Below are 22457 nucleotides of genomic sequence, written 5' to 3'. Positions count from 1 at the left end.
CGGTGATCGAGATGCGCATGGGCCGCCAGCCCGACCCGCGCATCATGATGCGCAGCGTGCGCAAGGTGCGCGACATCTCGGTGCTGGTCTTGCTCGATCTGTCCCAATCGACGAACGACAAGGTGGCCGGGCAGGAGCACACGGTGCTGGAACTCACGCGCTCCGCCTGCGCGCTGCTGGCCGACGCGATCCAGAAAGTGGGCGATCCGTTCGCCATCCACGGCTTCTGCTCCGACGGCCGGCACGACGTGAACTACTGGCGCTTCAAGGACTTTGACCAGCCCTACGACGACACCGCCAAGGCACGGCTGGCCGGCATGGAAGGGCAACTCTCCACCCGCATGGGCGCGGCGATCCGCCACGCCGCGGCGGCGCTGAAAGCGCAGCGCAGCAGCAAGAAGCTGCTACTCGTCATCACCGACGGCGAGCCGGCCGACGTGGACGTGCGCGACCCGCAGTACCTGCGCCACGACACCAAGAAAGCGGTGGAAGAGGCCGGCCGCCACGGCGTGGTGACCTACTGCATGAGCCTGGACCCGCGCGCCGACCAGTACGTGCGCCGCATCTTCGGCGAGCGCCACTACCTGGTGGTGGACAAGGTCGAACGGCTGCCCGAGAAACTGCCGGTGCTGTACGCTGGCCTGACCCGATGACCAGGAGGACCCCACCATGAGCATGATCCACAGCCGCCAGCAGACCTACGCCGGCATAGCCGCCGAAGAACACCACGGCATGACCATGACCGGGCGCATCATCCGCGACGCCTGGGTGTTCGGCCTTCTGCCCGAGGGCGAGGGCTTTGCGGGCAAGGGCGCGGGCGACTTGCAGAACCTCTTCGAGGCCGTGCACAAGGCCTGGGAGCCGTATGGCCAGCTGCCCAGCCGCCTGCCGCCCGATCTGGCTCAGCGCCATGCGCGCATCCACGCCGACGCGGTGGCGCGCGCCAAGGCCATGGGCTGGAGTGCCGAGCTCGGCGACGACGACTGAGCGCCCAGGCGCCCGGGCGCCCGGTCAGGCCGGCAACGCGGCCAGGTCCTGGGCCACGGCGCTTGCCTCGCGGGGCCGGGCGTGCACCGGCAGCACCAGCGTGACGGTGGTGCCTTCGCCGGGGGCGCTGCGCACCTCCACCTGGCCGCCGTGGATGTCGACGATCTCCTTGACGATGCTCATGCCCAGGCCGGTGCCCGGGATGTGGCCCGAGGTGTCGGCGCGGTAGAAACGTTCGAACACCCGGTCGCACTGCTCGCGCGTCATGCCCAGGCCCTGGTCGCTGACCGACACCGATGCGCGCCGGCCCGTCGGGTCGAGCGCGCAGGCGATGCGCACCGGGCCACCGCCGGGCGAATACTTGTAGGCGTTGGACAGGATGTTGAGCAGGGCCTGCTGCAGCTTGCTGCGGTCGGCGTGCAGGGTGATGGGGGCCGCGCCCACCTCGATCAGGGGCGCGTCGCGGCCCTGCGGCGGCTGGTAGTCGCCCGCCACCAGGCGGATCACGTCCTGCAGCTCGACCGCTTCGAGCACGAAGTCCTTGCCCCGGCGCGCCTCGATGCGGGCCAGGTCCAGCAGCTCGTCGATGATGGTGGACATGCGCGTGGCCTGGCGTGCGATGGTCTCCAGCAGGTCCCGGCGTTTTTCTTCGCTGAACGGGCGCGCCAGCATCAGTTCGGTGAAGCCGTAGATGCTGGCCATGGGCGTGCGCAACTCGTGCGCCGCGGTCGAGAGGAACTCGCTTTTCATGCGGTCGATCTCGGACTCGTGCGTGATGTCGCGCAGGTAGAGCACCTGCGAGACGTGATCCGACTCGGACACGCGCAGTGAAATCTCCAGCACGTGCTGGCCCGGCCCGGTCAGATCGATCTGCCAGCGGCGCGGACTGTGCCCCTGGATCGACGCGGCATCGTCGTCGGCGAGCGTCTGGCGCATGGCCGCCAGGCCCGGAAAGCTCTCGGGTTGCACGCACAGCGCGGCCAGCTGGTCCGAGAGGCTGGCCTCGTCCATGCCCTGCAACGCCGGGCCGGTCAGCCCCGTCAGCCCGGTCAGGCGGGTGAAGGCCGCGTTGGCCGAGACCACACGCCCGCGGCGGTCGAACGAGACCACCCCATCGGGGCTGATGGCGAAGATGGTGTTGAGCTCTTCGGTGCGTTCGTTGAGCTCGCGCGTGCGCTGGTCCACCACGCGCGCCAGGTTGTCCTGGAACCGGGCCCACTGCTGCTGCGCCGCCTTGCGTTCGGAGATGTCGCGCAGCAGCGCCACGACGAAGGTGCGGCCCCCCCATTCGGCCCGGCTGAGCGAGACCTCGGCCGGGAAGGTGCTGCCATCGCCCCGGCGCAGCACCGACTCGAAGGTCGTGCCCACCGGTCCCAGGGTTTCGATGATCTTGCGCAGCTCCACCAGGCTGAACTGGGCCTCCCAGTCGGCGATGCTCAGCTGGAGCAGACGCTCGGGGGTGTGGCCCAGCATGACGGCCGCGGCCGGGTTGGCTTCGAAGACGCTGCCGTCGTGGTTGACGATGACCACGCCGTCGCGCTCGTGTTCGAACAGCGCGCGCCGGCGCGAGGCTTCGTCGGCGATGGTCTTCTGCGCGCTGCGCTGGGCCGCGTCCTGGGCCTCGATGGTGTCGAGCAGCCGGTTGAAGTGCTGCGCCAGGTGTTCCAGCTCGTCGTGGTGGCCGCTGCGTTCCACCCGTGCGCCGCGGGCGCCGCGCCGCACCTGGGCCATGGTGCCGACGATGTGACCCAGGCGCCCCACCAGCTGGCGCGCGGTGGCCACGTTGGACGCCGAAACCAGCAGCGTGGTCATGGCCAGCACCCCGCCCACCGACCAGAGCAGCAGGTGGATGGTGCGCTGGTACGGCGCATAGGGAAAGGCCACCGCCACAGCGCCGATGGTCTGCCCGCGTCCGTCCACCAGCCGCTGGTAGCCGGTCATGTATTCGGCATCCCCCAGGGTCTGGCGGCCCAGCCATTGCGGGTCGCCGCCGAGCAGGGTGCGGGCCGCTTCGGGCGGCACCGGCATGCCCAGCGTGCGGCCGCCGTTCTGGCGCTGCTGGCTGATGGCCACGGTGCGGCCCTCGATGGCCAGCAGCGTGATGCCTTCGGTGTCGTCGGGCAGGGTGCCGATCGGGAAGATCAGCTCCCGCATGTGTCCGATCAGGGTGGTGTTGCGGTTGAGCAGGCTGCCCCCCACGAGCATCGCGTCCGGCGTGTCGACCCCCAGCGGGAAGTGGGCGGCCGCGTGGATGAGCAGGCCATCCTGGATCGGGGTGTCCGGCCCGTCGCCTGCTGAGGCGCGGGGCACGCGGGCCGCGTCGGGCAGCGCCTGGCCGAGCGTGGCCAGGGTCGAGGGCGGCAGCCGGGCAAACGCGGCCGTGGTGAGGCCGATGCGCGCCTGCCGCAGCACGGGGTCGTCGGCCAGGCGCGCGGTGGCGTCCACCGGGCTGGCGGCGCCCAGCACCCGGCCGTCGTCCAGCACGATGAGCAGGTAGTCGAGGTCGTTCTGTTCGGCCAGCTCCGCCAGCACGCGCTGGCGCTCGTCCGGGCCCACCCCGGGGTCCAGCAGCGCCTGCACCCGCGGGGTGCGCACCAGCCGGCCCAGCTGGGCACCCCGTTCGTTGCGCCGCTGATCCAGGTAATTGAGCGCGGAGCCGAGCTGGCTGCGCAGGTTGAACTGCAGGATGCTGTGCACCCGCTGGCCGCCGAGCACCACCAGCGCGGCGAGCACCAGCGGGAAGGTGACGATCAGCGGCATCAGGCCGATGGCCAGCAGACGAAGGCGCAGCGAACCGAACCACCGTCGGGGCCCGCTGGCGCTGGGCGAAGGGGCTTCAGTTTCCGGTCCAAAGGTCGATAAAGGGGCGTTCTGGAGCATTTTTTGCGGAGCGGGTGGGACATCCCCCGCGACGTTCTTCACCACCTGTTATCGGTCAGAAGATGAAAAAGTTGTCTGTTTTTTGCGTGGCCTTGCTGGGACTGTTTCAAGTGGCGTGCGCACCCCCACCGGCAGAGCCCATCCGCATCGGTTTCATCGGGGGCCTGACCTCGGCCAATTCGGACAACGGGCAGGCCGGCCTGAACGCGCTGAACATGGTGGTCGAGCAGTTCAACCGGGCGGGGGGGCTCCAGGGCCGGCTGGTGGAGCTGGTCACGCGCGACGACGCGCAGAACGCGGAAACCGCCGCGCGCTCGGCCCAGGATCTGGTGGACGCCAAGGTCGACGTGGTGATCGGCCCCTTCACCAGCAGCATGGCCGGGGTGGTCGTGCCCATCACCGGCAAGGCGGGCATCTTCCAGGTCAGCCCGACCATCACCGCCATGGATTTCCACGGCCGGAACGACAACCTCTTTCGCATCAACCGCACCACGCGCGACAACGCGCGGGACTACGCCCGCGTGATGGTGGGCCGCGGTCAGAAACGTTTCGCCATCGCCTACGACCTGCGCAACCGCACCTTCACCGAATCGTGGCTGGAAGAGTTCCGCACGGCCACCCGGGCGCTGAATGCCGAAGTGGTCAGCGCGGTGCCCTACGAGTCCAGCGAAGCCACGGACTTTGACGGCGTGGTGCGCCAGATGCTGGCCCGCCCGACCGACAGCCTGTTCTTCATCTCCGGGGCACTGGACGTGGCCCGGCTGGCGCAGGCGGCGCGCAAGCAGGCGCCGCAGTTGCCCATCGGTGCGTCCGAATGGGCGGCGACCGAGCAGCTCATCGACCTGGGCGGCCCGGTGGTGGAGGGGCTGCTGATCGTGCAGAACTACGACCGCGACGACAGCTCGCCGCGCTTCAAGGAATTCAGCGACGCCTACTTCAAGCGCTTCCAGCGCAACCCCGGTTACAGCTCGGTGGCCACCCACGACGCGGCCACCGTGGTGCTGCAGGCCCTGCGCAACCGCGATGCGGGCGAGACGCTGCAGCAGGCGGCGCTGCACAGCGGCCCCTTCCAGGGGCTGCAGCAGGAGATGGCGTTCGACGCCAACGGCGACACGGTGCGCAAGGTGTACTTCACCGAAATCCGCGAAGGGCGTTACCGGCGCGTGGAGCGCTGAGCCGGTGTGAGCCCACCCGGCCAGCCCGCGCGCGGTGGGCAGGCCGTGCGGGCCTGACCGATCCGTTCACGCGGTTTCAGGCGCCGCGCCGCGGCGCCAGGTGCACGCCCGCGAGCGTGCAGCGCACCACACCACCGGCCTGTTCGATGGTGGGCAGGTCCAGCGGCAGCCGCCGGGCCGAATGTTCGATCGCGCGGCGTTCAGGCCGCCAGGCGAACCGTGCGCCGGGCGCCGGCCGCCGGGGCGCTGGCGTTCAGGCTGCCGAACAGGTTCTTCGGGTTCGCCAGTTGCGGGATCAGCGCGATGCGCTCGCCCATGCCCAGCCGCAGGGCGCTGTCCATCATGAAGCGCAGGGCCGAGAAGTCTTCCAGCGCGAAGCCCACCGAGTCGAACACCGTGACCTGCTGCGCGCTGTCGCGCCCCGCGCGTTCGCCGCGCAGCACCTGCCAGAGTTCGGTCACGGCGAAGTCGGCGTCCTTGTGCTGGATCTCGCCTTCCACGCGCGACTGCGGCTCGTATTCGACGAACACCTTGGCCGCGTCGAGGATGTCGCCGTGCAGCTCGGTCTTGCCCGGGCAGTCGCCGCCCACGGCGTTGAGGTGCATGCCCGGCTGGATCATCTCGGGCGTGAGGATCAGGGCCATCGCCTTGTCGGCGGTGACGGTGGTCACGATGTCGGCGCCGCGCACCGCCTGGGCCGTGCTCTGGCAGACCGTGATCTGCAGCCCGCTGCCCTGCAGGTTGGCCACCAGCTTGGCGCTGGCGGCGGGGTCCACGTCGTACACGCGCAGGCTGGTGATGCCCACCAGGTGCTGGAAGGCCAGGGCCTGGAACTCGCTCTGCGCGCCGTTGCCGATCAGGGCCATCACGCGGCTGTCGGGCCGCGCCAGCGTCTTGGCGGCCAGGGCCGACATGGCGGCGGTGCGCAGCGCGGTGGTGAGGGTGAGTTCGCTCAGGAACAGCGGGGCGCCGGTGTCCACGTCGGCCAGCACGCCGAAGGCCATCACGGTCGACATGCCAAAGCGCGTGTTGCCCGGGTGGCCGTTGACGTACTTGAAGCTGTAGCGGTGGTCGTCGGCGACGGGCATCAGCTCGATCACGCCGTCTTTGGAATGCGCGGCCACGCGGGCGGTCTTGTCGAAATCGGCCCAGCGCAGGAAGTCGGCGCGGATGTGGGCTGCGATCGCCTCGATGCAGGCGGCCACGCCCTGGCGGCGCACCAGTTCGGCGGCTTCGGGGGCGCTCAGGTAGAGCGTGCCGGCTTCGACGAAACGGGCGAGATCGGGGTTCTGGACGGCGTTTTTCATGGAGGTCTCCTGCAATATTCCCAGGCAATGACTGGGGGAGCAGGCAGTGTGCCGGCCAGGCGTGGCAATGAAAAGTGCCAATAAGTTACTGAATCGGCAGAAAATAGCGCATTTCGTCAGACTTGATTGCCGTTTTGCATATGGACGACCTCGACCAGCAACTCATCGCCCTGCTGCGGCAGGATGCCCGCCTCTCGGTGGCCGACCTCGCGCACAAGCTCCAGGTCTCGCGCGGGACCGTCACCAACCGGCTGCGCAAGCTCGAAGACACGCAGGTGATCGTGGGCTACACGGTGCGCCTCAAGCCCGAGGCGCAGCCCGAACGCATCCGCGCCTGGATGGGCGTGCTGGTCGAAGGCAACCGCACGCGCGAAGTGATCGCCAACCTGCTGGGCGAGCCTTCGGTGGCGGCGCTGCACGACACCAACGGCCGCTGGGACCTGCTGGCCGAACTGGAGGTGGGTTCCATGGCCGAGCTGTCGCAGGCGCTGGAGCGCGTGCGCCTGCTCTCGGGCATCCGCGGCACCGAGACCAGCATCCTGCTGACCACCTACCGCTGAAGCAGACCGTTCAGAGGTCGAGCACCAGCCGCGGGCTCTGGGCCCGCGAGCAGCAGGGCAGGAACTGGTCGTTCGCGGCCTGTTCCTCGGGCGTGAGGTACTGGTCGTGGTGATCGGGCGTGCCCGCCTTCACGCGCGTGAGGCAGGTGCCGCACACGCCTTGTTCGCACGACATGGGGATGTCGAAGCCCGCGGCCAGCAAAGCCGCCAGCGCCGACTGGTCGGCGCGCACCGGGATCACGCGGCCGCTGCTGGCGATCTCCAGCTCGAAGCTCCCGTCGTTGCTGTGGTCCACCGGCGCGGCAGCGAAGTATTCGCGGTGCAGGCGCTCTTCGGGCCAGCCGGCCGCGCGACCGGCGGCCAGCACCGCGTCCATGAAGCCCTGCGGGCCGCACACGTACAGGTGCGTGCCGGCGGGCGCGCGTTGCAGCGTGGCGCTGATGTCGAGCTTCTGCGCCGCGTCGCCGTCGTCGAAGTGGTGCTGCACCTGGCCGGCGAAGGCCGCGGCCGCCATGCGGTCGACGAAGGGCGTGCGCTCGCGCGAGCGGGTGCAGTGGTGCAGCGCGAAGGGCTGGCCCTGGGCGCTCAGCTGCTCGGCCATGGCCAGCATCGGGGTGATGCCGATGCCACCGGCCAGCAGCAGGTGGTGCGGCGCGCTGGCGGCGAGCGGGAAGTGGTTCTTCGGTGCGCCGATGCGCAGGGTCGCGCCCTCGGCCACGGCCTCGTGCACCGCTTGCGAGCCGCCGCGCGAGGCGGCGTCGCGCAGCACCGCGATCTGGTAGCGGCCGGTCTCGCCGGGCGGGTTGCACAGCGAGTACTGGCGCACCAGGCCATTGGGCAGGTGCACGTCGACGTGGGCGCCCGCCTCGAAGGCGGGCAGGGCCGCGCCGTCGGCGGCCACCAGGTCCAGGCTGCAGATGTCCAGTGCTTCGGTCTGCTTGCGCGCCACGCGCACCGCCAGCTCGGCCGCGGGCGTGCTCATGCCGCGACGCCCTGTGCCGTGGCCGCCGCCGCAGCGGCCTGTTCGGCCGCGACCACGCGGTCGATGACCTTGCGCGACTGCACGCCACCGGCGTCGATGTTGAGCATCAGCAGCTTGCGGTCGGGGAAGGCGAGCAGGTTCTTCTGCTGGCGTTCCAGCATCTCCAGGTCCTCGCCAAAGATCTTGCCCTGGCCTTCGCGGATCTGCGCGGTCAGCGCCGGGTCCTGCGGCTTGAACTTGCGCGCCATGCCCCAGAAGTAGTGCATCGAGGTGTCGGTCTCGGGGGTGATGAAGTCCACCACCCAGCTGGCGGCTTTCACCGCGTCGGGCGCCGCGTGGCCGCCGTTGCCGGCCAGGGCCACGCCCACTTCGATCATCACGTGGCTGGGCGGCGTGAAGTGGCAGATCTGCCAGCGGTCCACCGGCTGGTCGTCGGGCAGGTCGTTCAGGCGCAGTGCCAGTTTCCAGAACGGCGGCGCCTCGATGCCTTCCATGTAGCGCTCGGTGACCACGTGGTCGCCGTCCACCCGGGTCTGGCACGGCACCTCGTCGATTTCCTTCTGGCCGATGCTGTTGCTGTGCACGTAGGTCTCGTGCGTCAGGTCCATCAGGTTGTCGATCATGAGGCGGTAGTCGCAGCCGATGTGGTAGAGGCCACCACCGTAGGCGAACGCGGGGTTGTTCTGCCACTCGAACTGGGGGACCAGGGCCGTGTCGGCCAGCGCCGCATCGCCCGGCCAGACCCACACGAAGCCGTGCGCCTCGTGCACCGGGAAGCTGCGGATGGCCGGGAAACCGCGCACGCGCTGGCAGGGCATGGACACGGTCTTGCCGTCGCAGCCCATGGCCAGGCCGTGGTAACCGCAGACCAGGGTGTCGCCCTCGACATAACCCAGGGCCAGCGGGGCGCCGCGGTGCGGGCAGAAATCGAGCACCGCCGCTGCCACGCCCGCGCTGTTGCGGAAGAAGGCCATGGGCTGGTTGCAGATGCGCCGGCCCAGCGGCTTGTCGGCGGGGATTTCTTCGCTGCGCGCAGCGACGTACCAGGTGTTGAGGGGGAACATGGGGCGTCTCCGGTGGTGTGGGTGAGTTGTCATTCAGTATGCTGAATGTGGCCCATTGTAGGAACTTGTCGGGCGCAGCAAAAGGGGGTCAGGCTTCGGGTTTTCCCTGATCTGTGGCCGAGGATGGGGCTGTGCCCGCGGGCTCGTTGAGCAGCACGAACTTGCGCAGCAGGTGCAGGAACTCGGCCTGCTCGGCGGGGGTCAGCGGCGCCAGCAGCCGGCGGTACATGGGCACCACGCGCGGCAGCATCTCGGCCAGCACCGCCTCGCCCTCGGGCGTCAGGCGCAGGGCGCGCTGGCGCCGCGGCAGCAGCGCACGCACGATCCAGCCCTTGGCTTCGAGCCGGGTGGCGATGTCGGCGGTGGTCGAGGTGTCCAGCGCCACCTTGTCGGCCAGCGTCACCTGGTCGATGCCGGGCGTGTCCTGCAGCGCGCGCAGGATGGCGTACTGCACCGGCGTGATCTGGCGGCCGTGCGTGTCGTGGAAGGTGGACACCGCCAGCTGGTGCGCGCGGCGGATCAGGTGGCCGGGTTCGGCCTGCAGCGCGATGCCGCTGTCGGGGATGGGGCTGGCCGCCACCGCAGGGGTGGTCGTCTCACCGGCGGCGGGGCGGGGCGGGGTCTGGGGGGGCGGGTCGCGGTGGGCCATGGGCGGGACTATAGGGCAGCGGTTGGGCCGCCCGGGTCCTGCGCTGGCGTGGCGCACGCGCTTCCATAATCGGCGCAACTTCGTGCTCCCAAGGTGTTTGCATGCCCAACGTCCCGCCACTGGGGAACCAGCTCAAGCCGCTGCGCGCGCTGTGCGCCGTGGCCGCCACGGGCAGTTCGGTGGCGGCGGCCAGTGCGCTGCACCTGTCGCAGTCGTCGGTGGTGCGCGCCATCCAGGCGCTGGAGGGCAGCGTGGGCGGCGCCCTGTTCGAACGCTCGGGCCGCGGCATGGCGGCCACGCCCCTGGGGCAGGCGCTCGCGCTGCGCGCCGCGCGCGGGCTGGCGCACCTGGCGCAGGCCGATGCCCCGGTGCGCCACGGCCACACGCCCGACACGCTGGCCTGGACGGGCAGCCGCCTGGCCGCGGGCGTGGGTGCGCGCCACATGGCGGTGCTGCTCTCGCTGGCGCAGACCGGCACCGAAACCGCCAGCGCCCGCGCGCTGGGCATCAGCCAGCCGGGGGTGCACCAGACGCTGGCGCAGCTCGAACACATGGCCGGTGCGCCGCTGTTCGTGCGAGCGCGCAAGGGCCTGCGCCTGACCGAAGCCGGCGAGGCCACGCTGCAGGCCTTCAAGCTCGCGCGGGCCGAACTGCAGCAGGCCGGTGACGAGCTGGCCGCGCAGCGCGGCGTGGTGCAGGGGCGGCTGGTCATCGGCACGCTGCCGTTCTCCACCGGGCACCTGCTGTCGGTGGCGGTGGACCGCGTGCTGCAGACCCACCCGGGGCTGGCCATCACCATCGTGGACGGCACCTACGACGCATTGCTGCACCAGCTGCGCCAGGCCGACATCGACCTCATCGTGGGGGCGCTGCGGCCCACCTTGCCGGGCGGTGAGCTGACGCAGGAAACCCTGTTCCTCGACCGTCTGGCCGTGGTGGCGCGCGCCGCCCACCCGCTGGCGCAGCGCCCGCGCCTGGGGTGGAAAGACCTGCGCGACGCGGCCTGGATCATGCCCATGCCGAACACGCCGGCGCAGGTCGCGTTCGAGCAGGCGCTGCGGGTGGCGGGCGTTCCCATCCCCGCCGACGCGCTGCGTGTCAACAGCGCGCTGATGATGCAGGCGCTGCTGACCCAGAGCGACCGCCTGGCGCTGATGTCGCCGCGCCACCTGCGGGCCGACATCCGCGCCGGCCTGCTGGCCGAACTGCCCGTGCCGGTGCGGCACGAGCCGCGCATGATCGGCCTGGTGCGCCGCACCGGCTACCTGCCCACGCCGGCGGCGCAGGCCCTGCTGGACGCGCTGCGCCGGGTGGCGCGGCAGATCGCGGACGACACCGATCCTTCCTGAGTGAATAAGCAGACTGCATAGCTGGTTGGGCAAAAGCATTGGACCCTGTCCTCTGCGGCGGACATCATCTGCAGCCTGATCAGTCGCCACCTCGCCGTGGCGTGCATACGGGGAAACCCGCAAACACCAGGAGACAGACCATGCAAAAACGCCACTTCATCCGCGCCGCCGCTGCCCTCGCACTGGCCGGCAGCCTGGGCCACGCAGCGGCCCAGGACAACACGTTCAAGATCGGCCTGATCCTGCCCATGACCGGGCCCTTTGCCTCCACCGGCAAGCAGCTCGAAGCCGCGGCGCGCCTGTACGTGGCGCAGAACGGCGACACCGTGGCGGGCAAGAAGGTGCAGCTGATCGTCAAGGACGACACCGGTGCGCCCGACGTGACCAAACGCATCGCGCAGGAACTGGTGATCAACGACAAGGTGCAGGTGCTGGCCGGCTTCGGCCTCACGCCGCTGGCCTTTGCCACCGCGCCGGTGGCCACCCAGTCCAAGACGCCGCTGGTGGTGATGGCCGCGGCCACCTCCAGCGTCACGCAGGCCTCACCCTTCATCGTGCGCACCAGCTTCACGGTGCCGCAGGTGGTGACGGTGCTGGCCGACTGGGCGACCAAGAACAACATCAAGAAGGTGGTGAGCCTGGTGACCGACTACGCGCCCGGCGTGGACTCCGAGAAGTACTTCAGCCAGCGCTTCCAGGCCAACGGCGGTGTGGTGGTCGAGACCCTGCGCGTGCCGCTGCGCAGCCCCGACTTCGCGCCCTTCCTGCAGAAAGTGCGCGACGCCAAGCCCGACGCGCTGTTCACCTTCGTGCCCTCGGGCGCGGGGTCGGCGCTGATGAAGCAGTTCGCCGAGCGCGGGCTGGACAAGGCCGGCATCCGCATGATCGCCGAGGGCAGCGTGACCGACGACGACATCCTCAACGGCATGGGCGACGTGGCCCTGGGCGTGGTGACCGCGCACCACTACTCGGCCGCGCACAACTCGCCGCTGAACAAGAAGTTCGTCGAAGCCTTCGGCAAGGCCAACAACGGCATGCGACCCAACTTCATGGCCGTGGGCGCCTACGACGGCATGCGCGTGATCTACGAAGGCGCCAAGAAGACCAAAGGCGAGGGCGGCGAGGCCCTGCTCAACGCCATGAAGGGCCAGGTGTTCGAGAGCCCGCGCGGCCCGATCTACATCGACGCGCAGACCCGCGACGTGGTGCACAACGTGTACGTGCGCAAGGTCGAGCGCATCAACGGCCAGATGTGGAACACCGAGATCCAGACCGTGACCGACGTCAAGGACCCGGGCAAGGCCAAGTAAGGCCGGGCACGCCACCGCGCCCGATTTTCTTTTCCTTCCTTGTCATGACGGCGGGTGCTCCGTGCACCCGCCGGTGGCACCCACGCCCATGCTGACCATCCTCTTCGACGGCATCGCCTACGGCATGCTCCTGTTCATCCTGGCCGTGGGCCTGTCGGTGACCATGGGGCTGATGAACTTCATCAACCTGGCCCACGGCGCCTTTGCCATGCTCGGCGGCTACCTCACGGTGGCGCTGATGCAGCACCAGGGCCTGCCCTTCCTGGTCTGCCTGCCCATCGCGTTCGGCGTCACGGCGCTGGTGGGGGCGTTGCTCGAACGCACGCTCTACCGGCCCATGTACAAGAAGCCGCACCTGGACCAGGTGCTGTTCTCCATCGGCCTGACCTTCATGGCCGTGGCCGCCACCGACTACTTCATGGGCTCGCAGCAGCAGATCATCCAGCTGCCCGAATGGCTGCTGGGCCGCACCGAGTGGTTTGACGGCGCGCTGGGCATGGGGCACTACCGGCTGTTCATCATTGCCATCTGCGCGGCGCTCACGGTGGGCCTGCAGTTCGTCCTCTCGCGCACACGATTCGGCAGCCGGCTGCGCGCCAGCGTGGACGATCCGCGTGTGGCCGCCAGCCTGGGCATCAACGTCAACCTGGTGTTCGCCGCCACCTTCGCGGTGGGCTCGGGCCTGGCCGGCCTGGGCGGTGCGCTGGGGGCCGAGGTGCTGGGCCTGGACCCGAGTTTCCCGCTCAAGTTCCTGGTCTATTTCCTCATCGTGGTCGCCGTCGGCGGCACCTCGTCCATCACCGGGCCGCTGCTGGCGGCGCTGCTGCTGGGCATCGCCGACGTGGCGGGCAAGTACTACATCCCCAAGCTCGGGGGCTTCATCGTCTACACGCTCATGATCGCCATCCTCATCTGGCGGCCGCACGGCCTGTTCTCACGCTTGGGAGGTGGCAAATGACCGCCCACACCACCCTGGCCGCGCAGGCCCGCTGGCGCCCCTGGGAGCCCGTGCTCTGGCTCGCTGCACTGGCCACACCCTGGCTGTTCAAGGAGCACGCGCTCATCATCAACGAGGTCGCCATCGTCGCGCTGTTCGCGGTGTCGCTGGACCTGATCCTGGGCTACACCGGCATCGTCTCGCTGGGGCACGCGGCCTTCCTGGGCTTTGGCGCCTACAGCGCCGCGCTGTTCGCCAAACACGTCATGCCCGACCCGCTGGTGGGCCTGCTGGTGGGCACGGTGGCGGGCGCGTTGCTGGGTGGGTTGTTCTCGCTGACCATCCTGCGCGGCACCGACCTCACCCGCATCATGGTCACGCTGGGGCTGACGCTGATCCTGTTCGAGCTGGCCAACAAGCTCGACTGGCTCACCGGCGGCGCCGACGGCCTGCAGGGCGTGACCATCGGCCCGCTGCTGGGCCGTTTCGAGTTCGACCTGTACGGGCAGGTGGCGGCCTGGTATTCGCTGGTCGTGCTGCTGCTGATGTTCGTGCTGGCGCGGCGGCTGGTGCACTCGCCCTTCGGCGCCACGCTCAAGGCGGTGCGCGACAACCGGCTGCGCGCCATGGCCATCGGCATCCCGGTGCTCTCGCGTCTGTCGGTGGTCTACACCCTGGCCGCCGGCATGGCCGGCGCGGCCGGTGCGCTGCTGGCGCAGACCACGGGCTTCGCCTCGCTCGACGTGTTCTCCATCGAACGCTCGGCCGACGTGGTGATGATGCTGGTGATCGGCGGCGTGGGCTGGCTCTACGGTGGCGTGGCCGGCGCGGTGGTGTTCAAGCTGCTGCACGACGTGGTGGCCGGCATCACCCCGCAGTACTGGAATTTCTGGGTCGGCCTGTTCCTGGTGGTGCTGGTGCTGGTGGGGCGCGAACGCCTGCTCAAGCCCTGGACCTGGTTCTCTGGGAAGGGCGCCGTATGACCCCCACGCTCCACCGCTGCGCGGGTCGCTGCCCCCCGAGGGGGCTGATCCGGCTTGGGGCGGCCCGGCGCCGGATCGTCACCCACGCCACCGCAGCCCGCTCGTCGAAGGGACTCCCGTGAACACCACCGTCTTGAAGACCGAAGGCCTGGTCAAGCGTTTCGGCGGCATCGCCGCCACGCAGAACGTGAGCCTCAACGTGCACCACGGCGCGCGCCACGCGCTCATCGGTCCCAACGGCGCCGGCAAGACCACGCTGATCAACCTGCTGACGGGGATGCTCGAACCCTCGGCCGGCCGCATCCTGCTCGATGGCGACGACATCACCACGCTCGCACCGCACCAGCGCGTGCGCCGCGGCATGGTGCGCACCTTCCAGATCAACCAGCTGTTCAACAGCCTCACGCCGCAGGAAACCCTGGCCATGGTGGTGGCGCAGCACCTGGGCCTGGGCGGGCGCTGGTGGCAGCCGCTGGGCCGCCAGCCGGCGGTGAATGAGCGTTGCGACCAGCTGCTGGAACAGTTCCACCTGGGCGATGTGCGCCACGTGCGCACCGAACACCTGGCCTACGGCAAGCGCCGCCTGCTGGAGATCGCGATTGCGCTGGCCTGCGAACCGCGCGTGCTGCTGCTGGACGAGCCGGTGGCCGGCGTGCCCGCCGGCGAGCGCGAGGAGCTGCTGCACACCGTGGCCGCGCTGCCGGCCGATGTGTCGGTGCTGCTGATCGAGCACGACATGGACCTGGTCTTTGAATTCGCCCGCTTCATCACCGTGCTGGTCAACGGCGCGGTGCTGGTCGAGGGCACACCCGAGGCGATCGCCAACGACCCCCAGGTCAAGGCGGTGTACCTCGGTCATGGGGAGGCCATCCATGGCTGACTTGCTGCAGATTGAAAACCTGAGCGCCGGCTACGGCGAAGCGGTGGTGCTCAACGGCGTCAACGCCGCGCTCGCCGAAGGCGAAACCCTGGCGCTGCTGGGCCGCAACGGCACCGGCAAGACCACGCTCATGAACACCCTGGCCGGCGCCACGCGCCAGCACGGCGGGCGCATCGTGCTCGGCGGTGTCGAGTTGCACCGCCTGCCGGCGCACGAGCGCGCGGCGGCCGGCATCGGCTGGGTGCCGCAGGAGCGCAACATCTTCAAGTCGCTCACGGTGCACGAGAACCTGAGCGCCGTGGCCCGCCCGGCCCGCGCCGGCAGCACCACGCGCCCGTGGACGCCCGAGCGTGTGTACGAGCTGTTCCCGCGCCTGGCCGAGCGCAAGACCAACCTGGGCACCCAGCTCTCGGGCGGCGAGCAGCAGATGCTGGCCGTGGGCCGCGCGCTGGTGCTCAATCCGCGCCTGCTGCTGCTGGACGAGCCGCTCGAAGGCCTGGCGCCCATCATCGTGGAAGAGCTGCTGCGCGCCATCGCCCGCATCACGCGCGACGAAGGGCTCTCGGCCATCATCGTCGAGCAGCACCCGCAGGCCATCCTGCGCATCAGCCACCGCGCCGTGGTGCTGGACCACGGCAGCGTGGTGCACAGCGGCGCGGCCGACGCCCTGGCCCGGCAGCCCGCGCTGCTCGACGGCCTGCTGGGCGTGGTGCGCAAGACCGGAGCCGCCCATGCCGCGTGAACCCCTGCTGCTGGTGCCGGGCCTGATGTGCGACGCCACCGTCTGGCAGCCGCTGCTGCCGCTGCTTTCGGCGGACCGCGACTGCCGGGTGATCGACCACGGTGATGCCGACCGCCTGCCGCAAATGGCGCAGCAGTTGCTGGCCGACGCGCCCCCGCGTTTCGCGCTGGCCGGCCACTCCATGGGCGCCCGCGTGGTGCTGGAAGTGCTGCGCGCCGCACCCGAACGCGTGAGCCGCGTGGCCCTGCTCGACACCGGCTACCTGGCGCGCGCCGCCGGGTCGCCTGGCGCAGAAGAAGCGCGCAAGCGCCAGGCCCTGCTGGACGTGGCGCGCCGCGACGGTGTGCGCGCCATGGCCACGCAGTGGGTGCAGGGCATGGTGCACCCGGACCGCCTGCAGGACGCGGCGCTGCTCGACGCCATCGTGACAATGTTCGCGCGCAAGAGCGCCGACGTTTTCGAATGCCAGATACGCGCCCTGCTGCAGCGGCCCGACGCCACCGACGTGCTGCGCGCCATCGGCGTGCCCACGCTGGTGCTGTGCGGCCGGCAGGACAGCTGGGCCCCCGTGCCGCAACACGCGGCCATGCACGCGCTGATCCCCGGCGCGGTGTTCGAGGTGATCGACGACGCCGGCCACATGGCGCCCATGGAGCGGCCCCAGGCCGTGGCCGGGGCGCTGCAGCGCTGGCTGGAGCACACATGACCACACACAGCGCCGACTTCGCCGACATCCCCGGCACCGTGCTGTTCGACGCGCAGCAGTCGCGCAAGGGCTACGGGCTCAACCAGTTCTGCATGTCGCTGATGAAACCCGCCAACCGCGAACGCTTCAAGGCCGACGAAGCGGCCTACCTGGCCGAATGGCCCATGAGCGACGAACAGCGCCAGGCCGTGCGCGACCGCGACATGAACCGCTGCCTGGCCCTGGGCGGCAACGTGTACTTCCTGGTCAAGATCGCCGCCACCGACGGCATCAGCGTGCAGCAGATGGTGGGCCGCATGACGGGCATGAGCGAGGCCGACTACCGCGACATGATGCTGCGCGGCGGCCGCCCCATCGAAGGCAACCGCTACCAGCACGAATGGTCGCAACGGAGCGGCGCCTGACATGGCCCATGTGAGCGCCAGCATCTACACCTCGCACGTGCCGGCCATCGGCGCGGCGCTGGACCACGGCCGTGCGGCCGAGCCCTACTGGGCGCCGGTGTTCGCCGGCTACGAAGCCTCGCGCGCCTGGCTGCGCGAGAACCCGCCCGATGTGGTGGTGCTGGTCTTCAACGACCACGCCACCGCCTTCGGCCCCGACCTGGTACCCACCTTCGCCATCGGCACCGGCGCGTCGTACGCACCCGCCGACGAGGGCTGGGGCGCGCGCCCGGTGCCGGTGGTGCAGGGCCACCCCGAGCTGGCGGCTCACATCGCGCAGAGCGTGATCCAGGACGACTTCGACCTCACGCTGGTCAACCGCATGGACGTGGACCACGGCCTGACCGTGCCGCTGTCGTTGCTGTTCGGCCAGCCGTCGGCGGACGACTTTCACTGGCCCTGCCCGGTGATACCGCTGGCGGTGAACGTGGTGCAGTACCCGGTGCCCAGCGGGCGGCGCTGCCTGGCGCTGGGGCGGGCCATCCGCAAGGCGGTGGAGAGCTACGGCGAAGACCTGAACGTGCAGGTCTGGGGCACCGGCGGCATGAGCCACCAGCTGCAGGGCCCGCGCGCGGGGCTGATCAACCCGGTGTTCGACCACGCCTTCATGGACATGCTGACCACCGTGCCCGAAGCGGCCGCCGCCATCCCGCACGTGGACTACGTGCGCGAGGCCGGCAGCGAAGGCATCGAGCTGGTGATGTGGCTGGTTGCACGCGGCGCCATGCCCGAGCGTGCCGATGGTCGCGCGCCCACCTGCGTGCACCGCTTCTACCATGTGCCGGCCTCCAACACCGCCGTGGGCCACCTCGTGCTCACCCCCTGAACCGACACCATGAACACCGCCCTCGACACCCTGCTGGCCGAAGCCGCCTGCCGCGACCTCGTGCTCGCCGCCGCCGACGCGGTGGACAGCCGCGACTTCCTCGCCTTTGCCGACCTGTTCGAGATGCGGGGCGTGCTGGTGCGGCCCGACGGCACCGAACTGGTCGGGCGCCCGGCCATCGTCGCGGCCTACGCCGCGCGCGATCCGGAGCGCCTCACGCGCCACCTGGTCAGCAACCAGCGCGTGCGGGTGGACCTGGCCGCCGGCACCGCGCAGGCCGCCTGCACCGTGCTGCTGTGGAGCGGCCGGCACAGCGACGCCACCACGCCGCGTGGGCGCCCGGCCGATGCGCTGCAGCAGGTCGGCGAGATCCGCGACCTGCTGGCGAAAACGCCCGAGGGCTGGCGCATCCGCCGCCGCGAAGCCTGGTTCACGCTGTTCCGCGGCTAGAAGCAAGCCCGGGCGGATCGCGTTCCACGGTGACCCGCCACCACGCCGGCAGCAGGCGCCGCACCTCGGCGCGCGCGAAGCGGTCGTCCAGCAGCCAGACCGTGCCGTGGTCGTCTTCGCTGCGGATCACGCGACCCGCGGCCTGCACCACCTTCTGCAGGCCCGGGAACAGGTAGGCGTAGTCGTAGCCGCGGCCAAACCGCGCCTGTAGCTGCGCGCGCATCTGCTCGTTGACCGCGTTCACCTGCGGCAGGCCCAGCGTGGCGATGAAGGCGCCGATCAGGCGGCGGCCCGGCAGGTCGATGCCTTCGCCGAACGCGCCGCCCAGCACCGCAAAACCGATGCCCTGGCCGTGTTCGGTGAAGCGGGCGATGAAGGCCTCGCGCTCGGGCTCGCTCATGCCGCGCGACTGCGCCCACACCGGCAGCTCGCGGTGGTGTTGCTGCAGCCGGTCCAGCGCCTGCTGCAGGTAGTCGAAGCTGCTGAAGAAGGCCAGGTAGTTGCCGGGCTCGGCGCGGTATTGCGTGGCGATCACCTGCACCACCGCGTCCAGCGAGGTCAGGCGGTCGGCCCAGCGGGTGGAGATGTGCGGCGCGATGCGCACCGCGAGTTGATCGGCACTGAAAGGCGAGGGCGCGTCCAGTCGCAGTGTCTGGTCCGGCAGGCCCAGCAGGTCGGCCACGTAGTCCATCGGGGCGAGCGTGGCCGAGAACAGCGTGGCGCTGTGCGCCGTGGCCCAGCGCGGGGCCAGCAGCGGGCCGGGCACGATGTTGCGGATGGCCAGTTGCGGGTGGTGGGTGCGACCTTGAGATGCGCGCGTGAGGTCGCACAGCGAGTGCTCACAGAAGGCCTCGGCCACGCGCAGGAAGTGCAGCGTGTCGAACCACCAGCGCTGCAGCGGGCCGTCCACCGCGTCGGCCGGGTGCTGCGCCAGGTGGTCGCCAATGTCGCTGCACAGCTGCTGCAGCGTGGTGATGAATTCGCCGGGCAGCTCGGGCAGCACCTCGTAATCCTGCGTCTGTGTCTTGGCCAGCGCGCTCCAGCGGCGCTGCAGTTTCTCCAGTGGCTTTTTCAGCGCGGCGGGCGCGCTCTGGCGCAGCGCCTGGAAGGCCGCGGGGTCCATCGCCGCGCTGTGCATCAGCCGTGCGCGCTCGATCAGGTTGTGCGCTTCGTCCACCAGCAGGCCCACCGTCCAGCCGTTGGCCTCGGTCAGTGCGTGCCAGGCGGCGCCGTGGTCGAAGAAGTGGTTGAAGTCGCCCACCGCCACGTCGCTCCAGCGCAGCATTTCCTGGCCCAGGTAGTAGGGGCAGACGCTGTGCGCCAGCGCCACCTCGCGCAGCGCGGTCTTGTCCAGCCGATGCGCCTGGGCCGCGGCCGTGCGGGCGGCGGGCAGGCGGTCGTAGAAGCCGCGCGCGAGCGGGCAGCTCTCGCCGTGGCAGGCCTTGTCCGGGTGCTCGCAGGCCTTGTCGCGCGCCACGCGTTCGAGCACGCGCAGCGGGATCGCGCGCGGGGTGCCGCTCTGCGCGAGCCGGTCCAGCGCATCGAGCGCGAGCTGGCGCCCGGGCGTCTTGGCCGTCAGGTAGAACACCTTGTCGGTTCCCGGCTCAGTGCCGTCCCCGGGCGCGGCCTTGAGCGCCGCGAACAGTGTGGCCAGCGTCTTGCCGATGCCGGTGGGCGCCTGCGCCATCAGCACCCGGCCGTGGCGGTGCGTGCGGTACACCGCTTCGGCCAGCGCGCGCTGGCCGGCGCGGAAGCTGGGGAAGGGAAAGGCCAGTTCTCGCAGCGCCGCGTCGCGCGCCAGGCGGTGCGCGCGCTCGGCCCGCGCCCAGCCGGCGTAACGCGTGCACAGGTCCTCAAAGTGCGTGCGCAGCTCGGCCGCGTCGTGCCACTGCGGCAGCGGCGTCTCGGTCTGCGTGTCGATGTTGAAGTACACCAGTGCGATCTCCAGCCCCTCCAGCCCCAGCTGCTGGCACAGGATGTGGCCGTACACCATGGCCTGCGCGCGGTGCAGGGCACGGCGGTTGGGGGCGATCAGCGCCACGTCGCCGCGGTGCGTCTTGATCTCTTCCACCCGGCGCGCGTCCGGGTCCCAGCCGTCGGCGCGGCCCTGCACGCGCAGGCCCCTGCACACCATGGCCAGCGGCACCTCGCGCTGGTAGCTGGCGGCCCGGCGCGAGGTCACCTCGCCGTGTCCCTCCACCCCTTCGCTGCCGCTGGGCGAGGGCGTGAAGCGCAGGTCCAGATCGCCCGCGCGGGCGGCGAAGTCGCACAGCGCGCGCACCGCCACCACGCCCAGCGGGGCGTCATCGGTGGCGTCTTCAACCAGGCGGGCGGCGGTGTCCATGTGGCATCCATCGTACTGGACATATCATCAGTCCATGAGCGACGCACCCGTGATGACCCGGCTCCACCACCGCCGCCTGCGCGAGATCTACCGCTCCGCCGGCTGGCCCTGCCACGACATGCTGGAGGTCGAGCTGCTCGCCGCCGGGCAGCTGGAACGCGTGCGCTCGCCCGACGGCCACGAAACCCTGCGCGTGACGGATGCCGGCATCCAGACCCTGGCGCGCGTGTTCGCCACCAACAAGGCCGCGCGCACGCCGCACGAGGCGCTGGTGGAACAGGTGGCCCTGGCCATGGGCCGCGCGGGGCGCCTGGCCTGGCGCGGGTTGATGCTGCGCGCGCGGGTGCCGCTGGCGCTGCTGGGTGAAGAGGATGTGGTCGCGCCCGAAGCGCCGCCGCTGATCGCGGCCGAAGCCGAAGTGGCGTACGAAGCCGGCCCGGCGCAGGCCTGGGTCATGGCCTGCCCGGATGTGTTCTCCATCCGCCGCAGCACGGTGGAGGCCTACCTTGAACCTGTCGTGCACGAGATCAAGGTCAGCCGCGCGGACCTGCTGGGCGACCTGAAGAAACCCGCCAAACGCGCCGCCTACCTCGACATGGCCAGCGCCTGCTGGTACGTGCTGGGCAACGACGCGCGCGGCCGCCCCGTGGGCGGGCCGGACGACGTGCCGCCCGAGTGCGGTGTGATGCAGGTGGCGGGCGGGCAGCTGGTGGTGGCGCGCGAGGCGCCGCGCCGCGCGGTGGAACGGCTGCCGCTGCCGGTGTGGATGGCGCTGGCCCAGGCGGTGCCGGTGCGCAGCGAGGACGAGAAGGCGCAGCAGCGCTTCTGAGGGCCGGGGGCTCGTGAGCGCGCCCGGCGGGGGATCAGCCCTTGTAGAAAGCCTCGACCGTGCCCTTGAGCTTGATGGTCAGCGGGTTGCCCTTGCGGTCCAGGGTCTTGCCGGCGGGCACCTTGATCCAGCCTTCGCTGATGCAGTACTCGGTCACGTCAAAGCGCTCCTTGCCATTGAACAGGATGCCGATGTCGTGTTCGAAGACTGCGCGCACGTGGTGCGGGCTGCGCGGGTCGATGGCGAGGTGGTCGGGCAGGGCGGGGCGGGTGTCGGTCATGGCGCGGAGGGGGCGTTGCAATGGAAAACCTGTGATTGTCCGGCATGCGCGGCTGGGTGGCGGCTCAGTACAGGCGCACCGCCACGTCGAACACCCAGGTGCGGCGGATCTCCACCACGTCGTACTCGCGCGCCAGCGCTTCGGGAAACGCCGTGTAGGCCGCGTGGCTGCGCACGATGCGCTCCACCGCAGCGTCCACCGCCGGCACGCCGCTGGACCTGACCAGCTTCACCGACTCCACCGTGCCGTCCGCGCGGACCGCCACCGTCACCATCGGTTCCGTGTGCGGCTGGCGGGCCAGCTCGCGCACCTGTTCGGGCAGCGTGTTCAGCTCGATCTTGCGCGCCAGGGCCTCGGCGTAGTCGACCAGCGCCTGGTTCGGGTCGGCCCGCCCGAACAGCCGGCCGCGGCGCAGCGGTCTGTGGTGCTGGCGCTCGGCCGCCTCGCGCCGGTCCGCTTCGGCGTTGAGCTGCCGCCCGATCGCCTTGAGCCGTTCTTCGCGCTGGGCCTCTTCGTCGCGCAAGGTGGCCAGGCGCTGTGCCTCGCGCCGGGCGGCCTCGGCCTTGGCAGCGTCGGCGCGCGCGGCTTCGCTGCGGGCCGCCTCGGCTCTTGCGGCCTCCTGGCGGATCGCCTCCTGCCGCGCGGCGGCTTCGCGTGCCGCGGTCTCGCGTGCGGCGGCTTGTCGGGCGGCTTCCTGTTGCGCGGCTTCCAGGCGTGATGCTTCCGCACGTGCCGCCTCGACGCGCGCCGCTTCGGCCCGGGTCGCGTCTGCGC

Annotated in this window: 23 protein-coding genes; 15 read left to right on the top strand and 8 right to left on the bottom strand. The window is 70.6% G+C overall.

From position 1 onward, the window contains the following. A partial coding sequence (locus RMP09_RS12290; RefSeq protein ID WP_310566255.1) for a nitric oxide reductase activation protein NorD occupies positions 1–653 on the top strand: 653 nt, incomplete at its 5' end. 16 nt (positions 654–669) lie between these two features. Beyond that, positions 670–987 carry a hypothetical protein gene (locus RMP09_RS12285; RefSeq protein ID WP_310566254.1) on the top strand — a complete coding sequence of 106 codons (318 nt, stop codon included), beginning with the start codon at positions 670–672 and terminating at the stop codon, positions 985–987. Between the two features lie 24 nt (positions 988–1011). Here RMP09_RS12285 and RMP09_RS12280 read toward each other — a convergent pair whose 3' ends face one another. Further along, positions 1012–3747, bottom strand: a complete 2736-nt coding sequence (locus tag RMP09_RS12280; RefSeq protein ID WP_310566253.1) for an ATP-binding protein — start codon at positions 3745–3747, stop codon at positions 1012–1014. A gap of 182 nt (positions 3748–3929) precedes the next feature. On the opposite strand from RMP09_RS12280, the gene RMP09_RS12275 reads away from it, so the two are divergent. Then, positions 3930–5042 carry an ABC transporter substrate-binding protein gene (locus RMP09_RS12275; RefSeq protein WP_310566252.1) on the top strand — a complete coding sequence of 371 codons (1113 nt, stop codon included), beginning with the start codon at positions 3930–3932 and terminating at the stop codon, positions 5040–5042. A gap of 200 nt (positions 5043–5242) precedes the next feature. Here the strand turns inward: RMP09_RS12275 and RMP09_RS12265 are convergent, their stop codons facing one another. After that, positions 5243–6349 (bottom strand): ornithine cyclodeaminase, encoded by a 1107-nt coding sequence (locus RMP09_RS12265; RefSeq protein WP_310566251.1) that lies wholly within the window; start codon positions 6347–6349, stop codon positions 5243–5245. A gap of 140 nt (positions 6350–6489) precedes the next feature. On the opposite strand from RMP09_RS12265, the gene RMP09_RS12260 reads away from it, so the two are divergent. After that, on the top strand, positions 6490–6909 hold the full coding sequence (locus RMP09_RS12260; RefSeq protein ID WP_310566250.1) for an Lrp/AsnC family transcriptional regulator: 420 nt from the start codon (positions 6490–6492) through the stop codon (positions 6907–6909). A gap of 10 nt (positions 6910–6919) precedes the next feature. Here RMP09_RS12260 and RMP09_RS12255 read toward each other — a convergent pair whose 3' ends face one another. The 3 genes from RMP09_RS12255 to RMP09_RS12245 all read right to left on the bottom strand — a co-directional run bounded on the left by RMP09_RS12255 (position 6920) and on the right by RMP09_RS12245 (position 9604). Beyond that, complete coding sequence (locus RMP09_RS12255; RefSeq protein WP_310566249.1) at positions 6920–7891, bottom strand: PDR/VanB family oxidoreductase; 972 nt, start codon at positions 7889–7891, stop codon at positions 6920–6922. After that, positions 7888–8955 (bottom strand): aromatic ring-hydroxylating dioxygenase subunit alpha, encoded by a 1068-nt coding sequence (locus RMP09_RS12250; protein ID WP_310566248.1) that lies wholly within the window; start codon positions 8953–8955, stop codon positions 7888–7890. The genes RMP09_RS12255 and RMP09_RS12250 overlap by 4 nt, the downstream gene beginning before the upstream one ends. 88 nt (positions 8956–9043) lie before the next feature. Continuing rightward, positions 9044–9604 carry a MarR family transcriptional regulator gene (locus RMP09_RS12245; protein ID WP_310566247.1) on the bottom strand — a complete coding sequence of 187 codons (561 nt, stop codon included), beginning with the start codon at positions 9602–9604 and terminating at the stop codon, positions 9044–9046. A gap of 101 nt (positions 9605–9705) precedes the next feature. On the opposite strand from RMP09_RS12245, the gene RMP09_RS12240 reads away from it, so the two are divergent. The 10 genes from RMP09_RS12240 (at position 9706) to RMP09_RS12195 (ending at position 18230) form a co-directional block, all read left to right on the top strand. Further along, entirely contained in the window at positions 9706–10953 is a 1248-nt protein-coding gene (locus tag RMP09_RS12240; RefSeq protein WP_310566246.1) for a LysR family transcriptional regulator, read from the top strand. Positions 10954–11093: 140 nt separating this feature from the next. Next, positions 11094–12263, top strand: coding sequence for an ABC transporter substrate-binding protein (locus RMP09_RS12235; protein WP_310566245.1), 1170 nt, complete (start codon positions 11094–11096; stop codon positions 12261–12263). 88 nt (positions 12264–12351) lie between these two features. After that, positions 12352–13221, top strand: a complete 870-nt coding sequence (locus RMP09_RS12230) for a branched-chain amino acid ABC transporter permease (RefSeq protein ID WP_310566244.1) — start codon at positions 12352–12354, stop codon at positions 13219–13221. Further along, positions 13218–14183 carry a branched-chain amino acid ABC transporter permease gene (locus RMP09_RS12225; RefSeq protein WP_310566243.1) on the top strand — a complete coding sequence of 322 codons (966 nt, stop codon included), beginning with the start codon at positions 13218–13220 and terminating at the stop codon, positions 14181–14183. The genes RMP09_RS12230 and RMP09_RS12225 overlap by 4 nt, the downstream gene beginning before the upstream one ends. Before the next feature lie 118 nt (positions 14184–14301). After that, the gene (locus tag RMP09_RS12220; protein WP_310566242.1) at positions 14302–15063 is read left to right on the top strand and encodes an ABC transporter ATP-binding protein; all 762 of its coding nucleotides are present in this window, start codon (positions 14302–14304) and stop codon (positions 15061–15063) included. Further along, entirely contained in the window at positions 15056–15805 is a 750-nt protein-coding gene (locus RMP09_RS12215) for an ABC transporter ATP-binding protein (RefSeq protein ID WP_310566241.1), read from the top strand. The genes RMP09_RS12220 and RMP09_RS12215 overlap by 8 nt, the downstream gene beginning before the upstream one ends. Then, a complete protein-coding gene (locus RMP09_RS12210) occupies positions 15795–16511 on the top strand; it encodes an alpha/beta hydrolase (RefSeq protein ID WP_310566240.1) in 717 nt (238 codons plus the stop codon). The genes RMP09_RS12215 and RMP09_RS12210 overlap by 11 nt, the downstream gene beginning before the upstream one ends. Then, the gene (ligA, locus tag RMP09_RS12205; RefSeq protein ID WP_310566239.1) at positions 16508–16915 is read left to right on the top strand and encodes a protocatechuate 4,5-dioxygenase subunit alpha; all 408 of its coding nucleotides are present in this window, start codon (positions 16508–16510) and stop codon (positions 16913–16915) included. The genes RMP09_RS12210 and ligA overlap by 4 nt, the downstream gene beginning before the upstream one ends. Position 16916: 1 nt before the next feature. Beyond that, positions 16917–17780, top strand: coding sequence for a class III extradiol dioxygenase subunit beta (locus tag RMP09_RS12200; protein ID WP_310566238.1), 864 nt, complete (start codon positions 16917–16919; stop codon positions 17778–17780). A 9-nt stretch (positions 17781–17789) separates the two neighbouring features. After that, positions 17790–18230: a nuclear transport factor 2 family protein gene (locus RMP09_RS12195; RefSeq protein WP_310566237.1), complete on the top strand. Its 441-nt coding sequence runs from the start codon at positions 17790–17792 to the stop codon at positions 18228–18230. Here RMP09_RS12195 and RMP09_RS12190 read toward each other — a convergent pair. Next, positions 18211–20574, bottom strand: a complete 2364-nt coding sequence (locus RMP09_RS12190; protein ID WP_310566236.1) for an ATP-dependent DNA helicase — start codon at positions 20572–20574, stop codon at positions 18211–18213. The genes RMP09_RS12195 and RMP09_RS12190 overlap by 20 nt on opposite strands. 34 nt (positions 20575–20608) lie before the next feature. On the opposite strand from RMP09_RS12190, the gene RMP09_RS12185 reads away from it, so the two are divergent. Then, positions 20609–21403, top strand: a complete 795-nt coding sequence (locus RMP09_RS12185; protein WP_310566235.1) for a hypothetical protein — start codon at positions 20609–20611, stop codon at positions 21401–21403. Between the two features lie 34 nt (positions 21404–21437). On the opposite strand, the gene RMP09_RS12180 is transcribed toward RMP09_RS12185, so the two are convergent. Further along, a complete protein-coding gene (locus RMP09_RS12180; RefSeq protein ID WP_310566234.1) occupies positions 21438–21683 on the bottom strand; it encodes a DUF3297 family protein in 246 nt (81 codons plus the stop codon). A gap of 64 nt (positions 21684–21747) precedes the next feature. Further along, positions 21748–22457: TonB family protein (locus RMP09_RS12175; protein WP_310566233.1), on the bottom strand; the 710-nt coding region annotated here is incomplete at its 5' end.

The sequence above is a fragment of the Hydrogenophaga sp. genome (genome assembly GCF_031426985.1).
Lineage (GTDB): Bacteria > Pseudomonadota > Gammaproteobacteria > Burkholderiales > Burkholderiaceae_C > Hydrogenophaga.
This window is presented reverse-complemented; position numbering and strand designations above follow the sequence as displayed.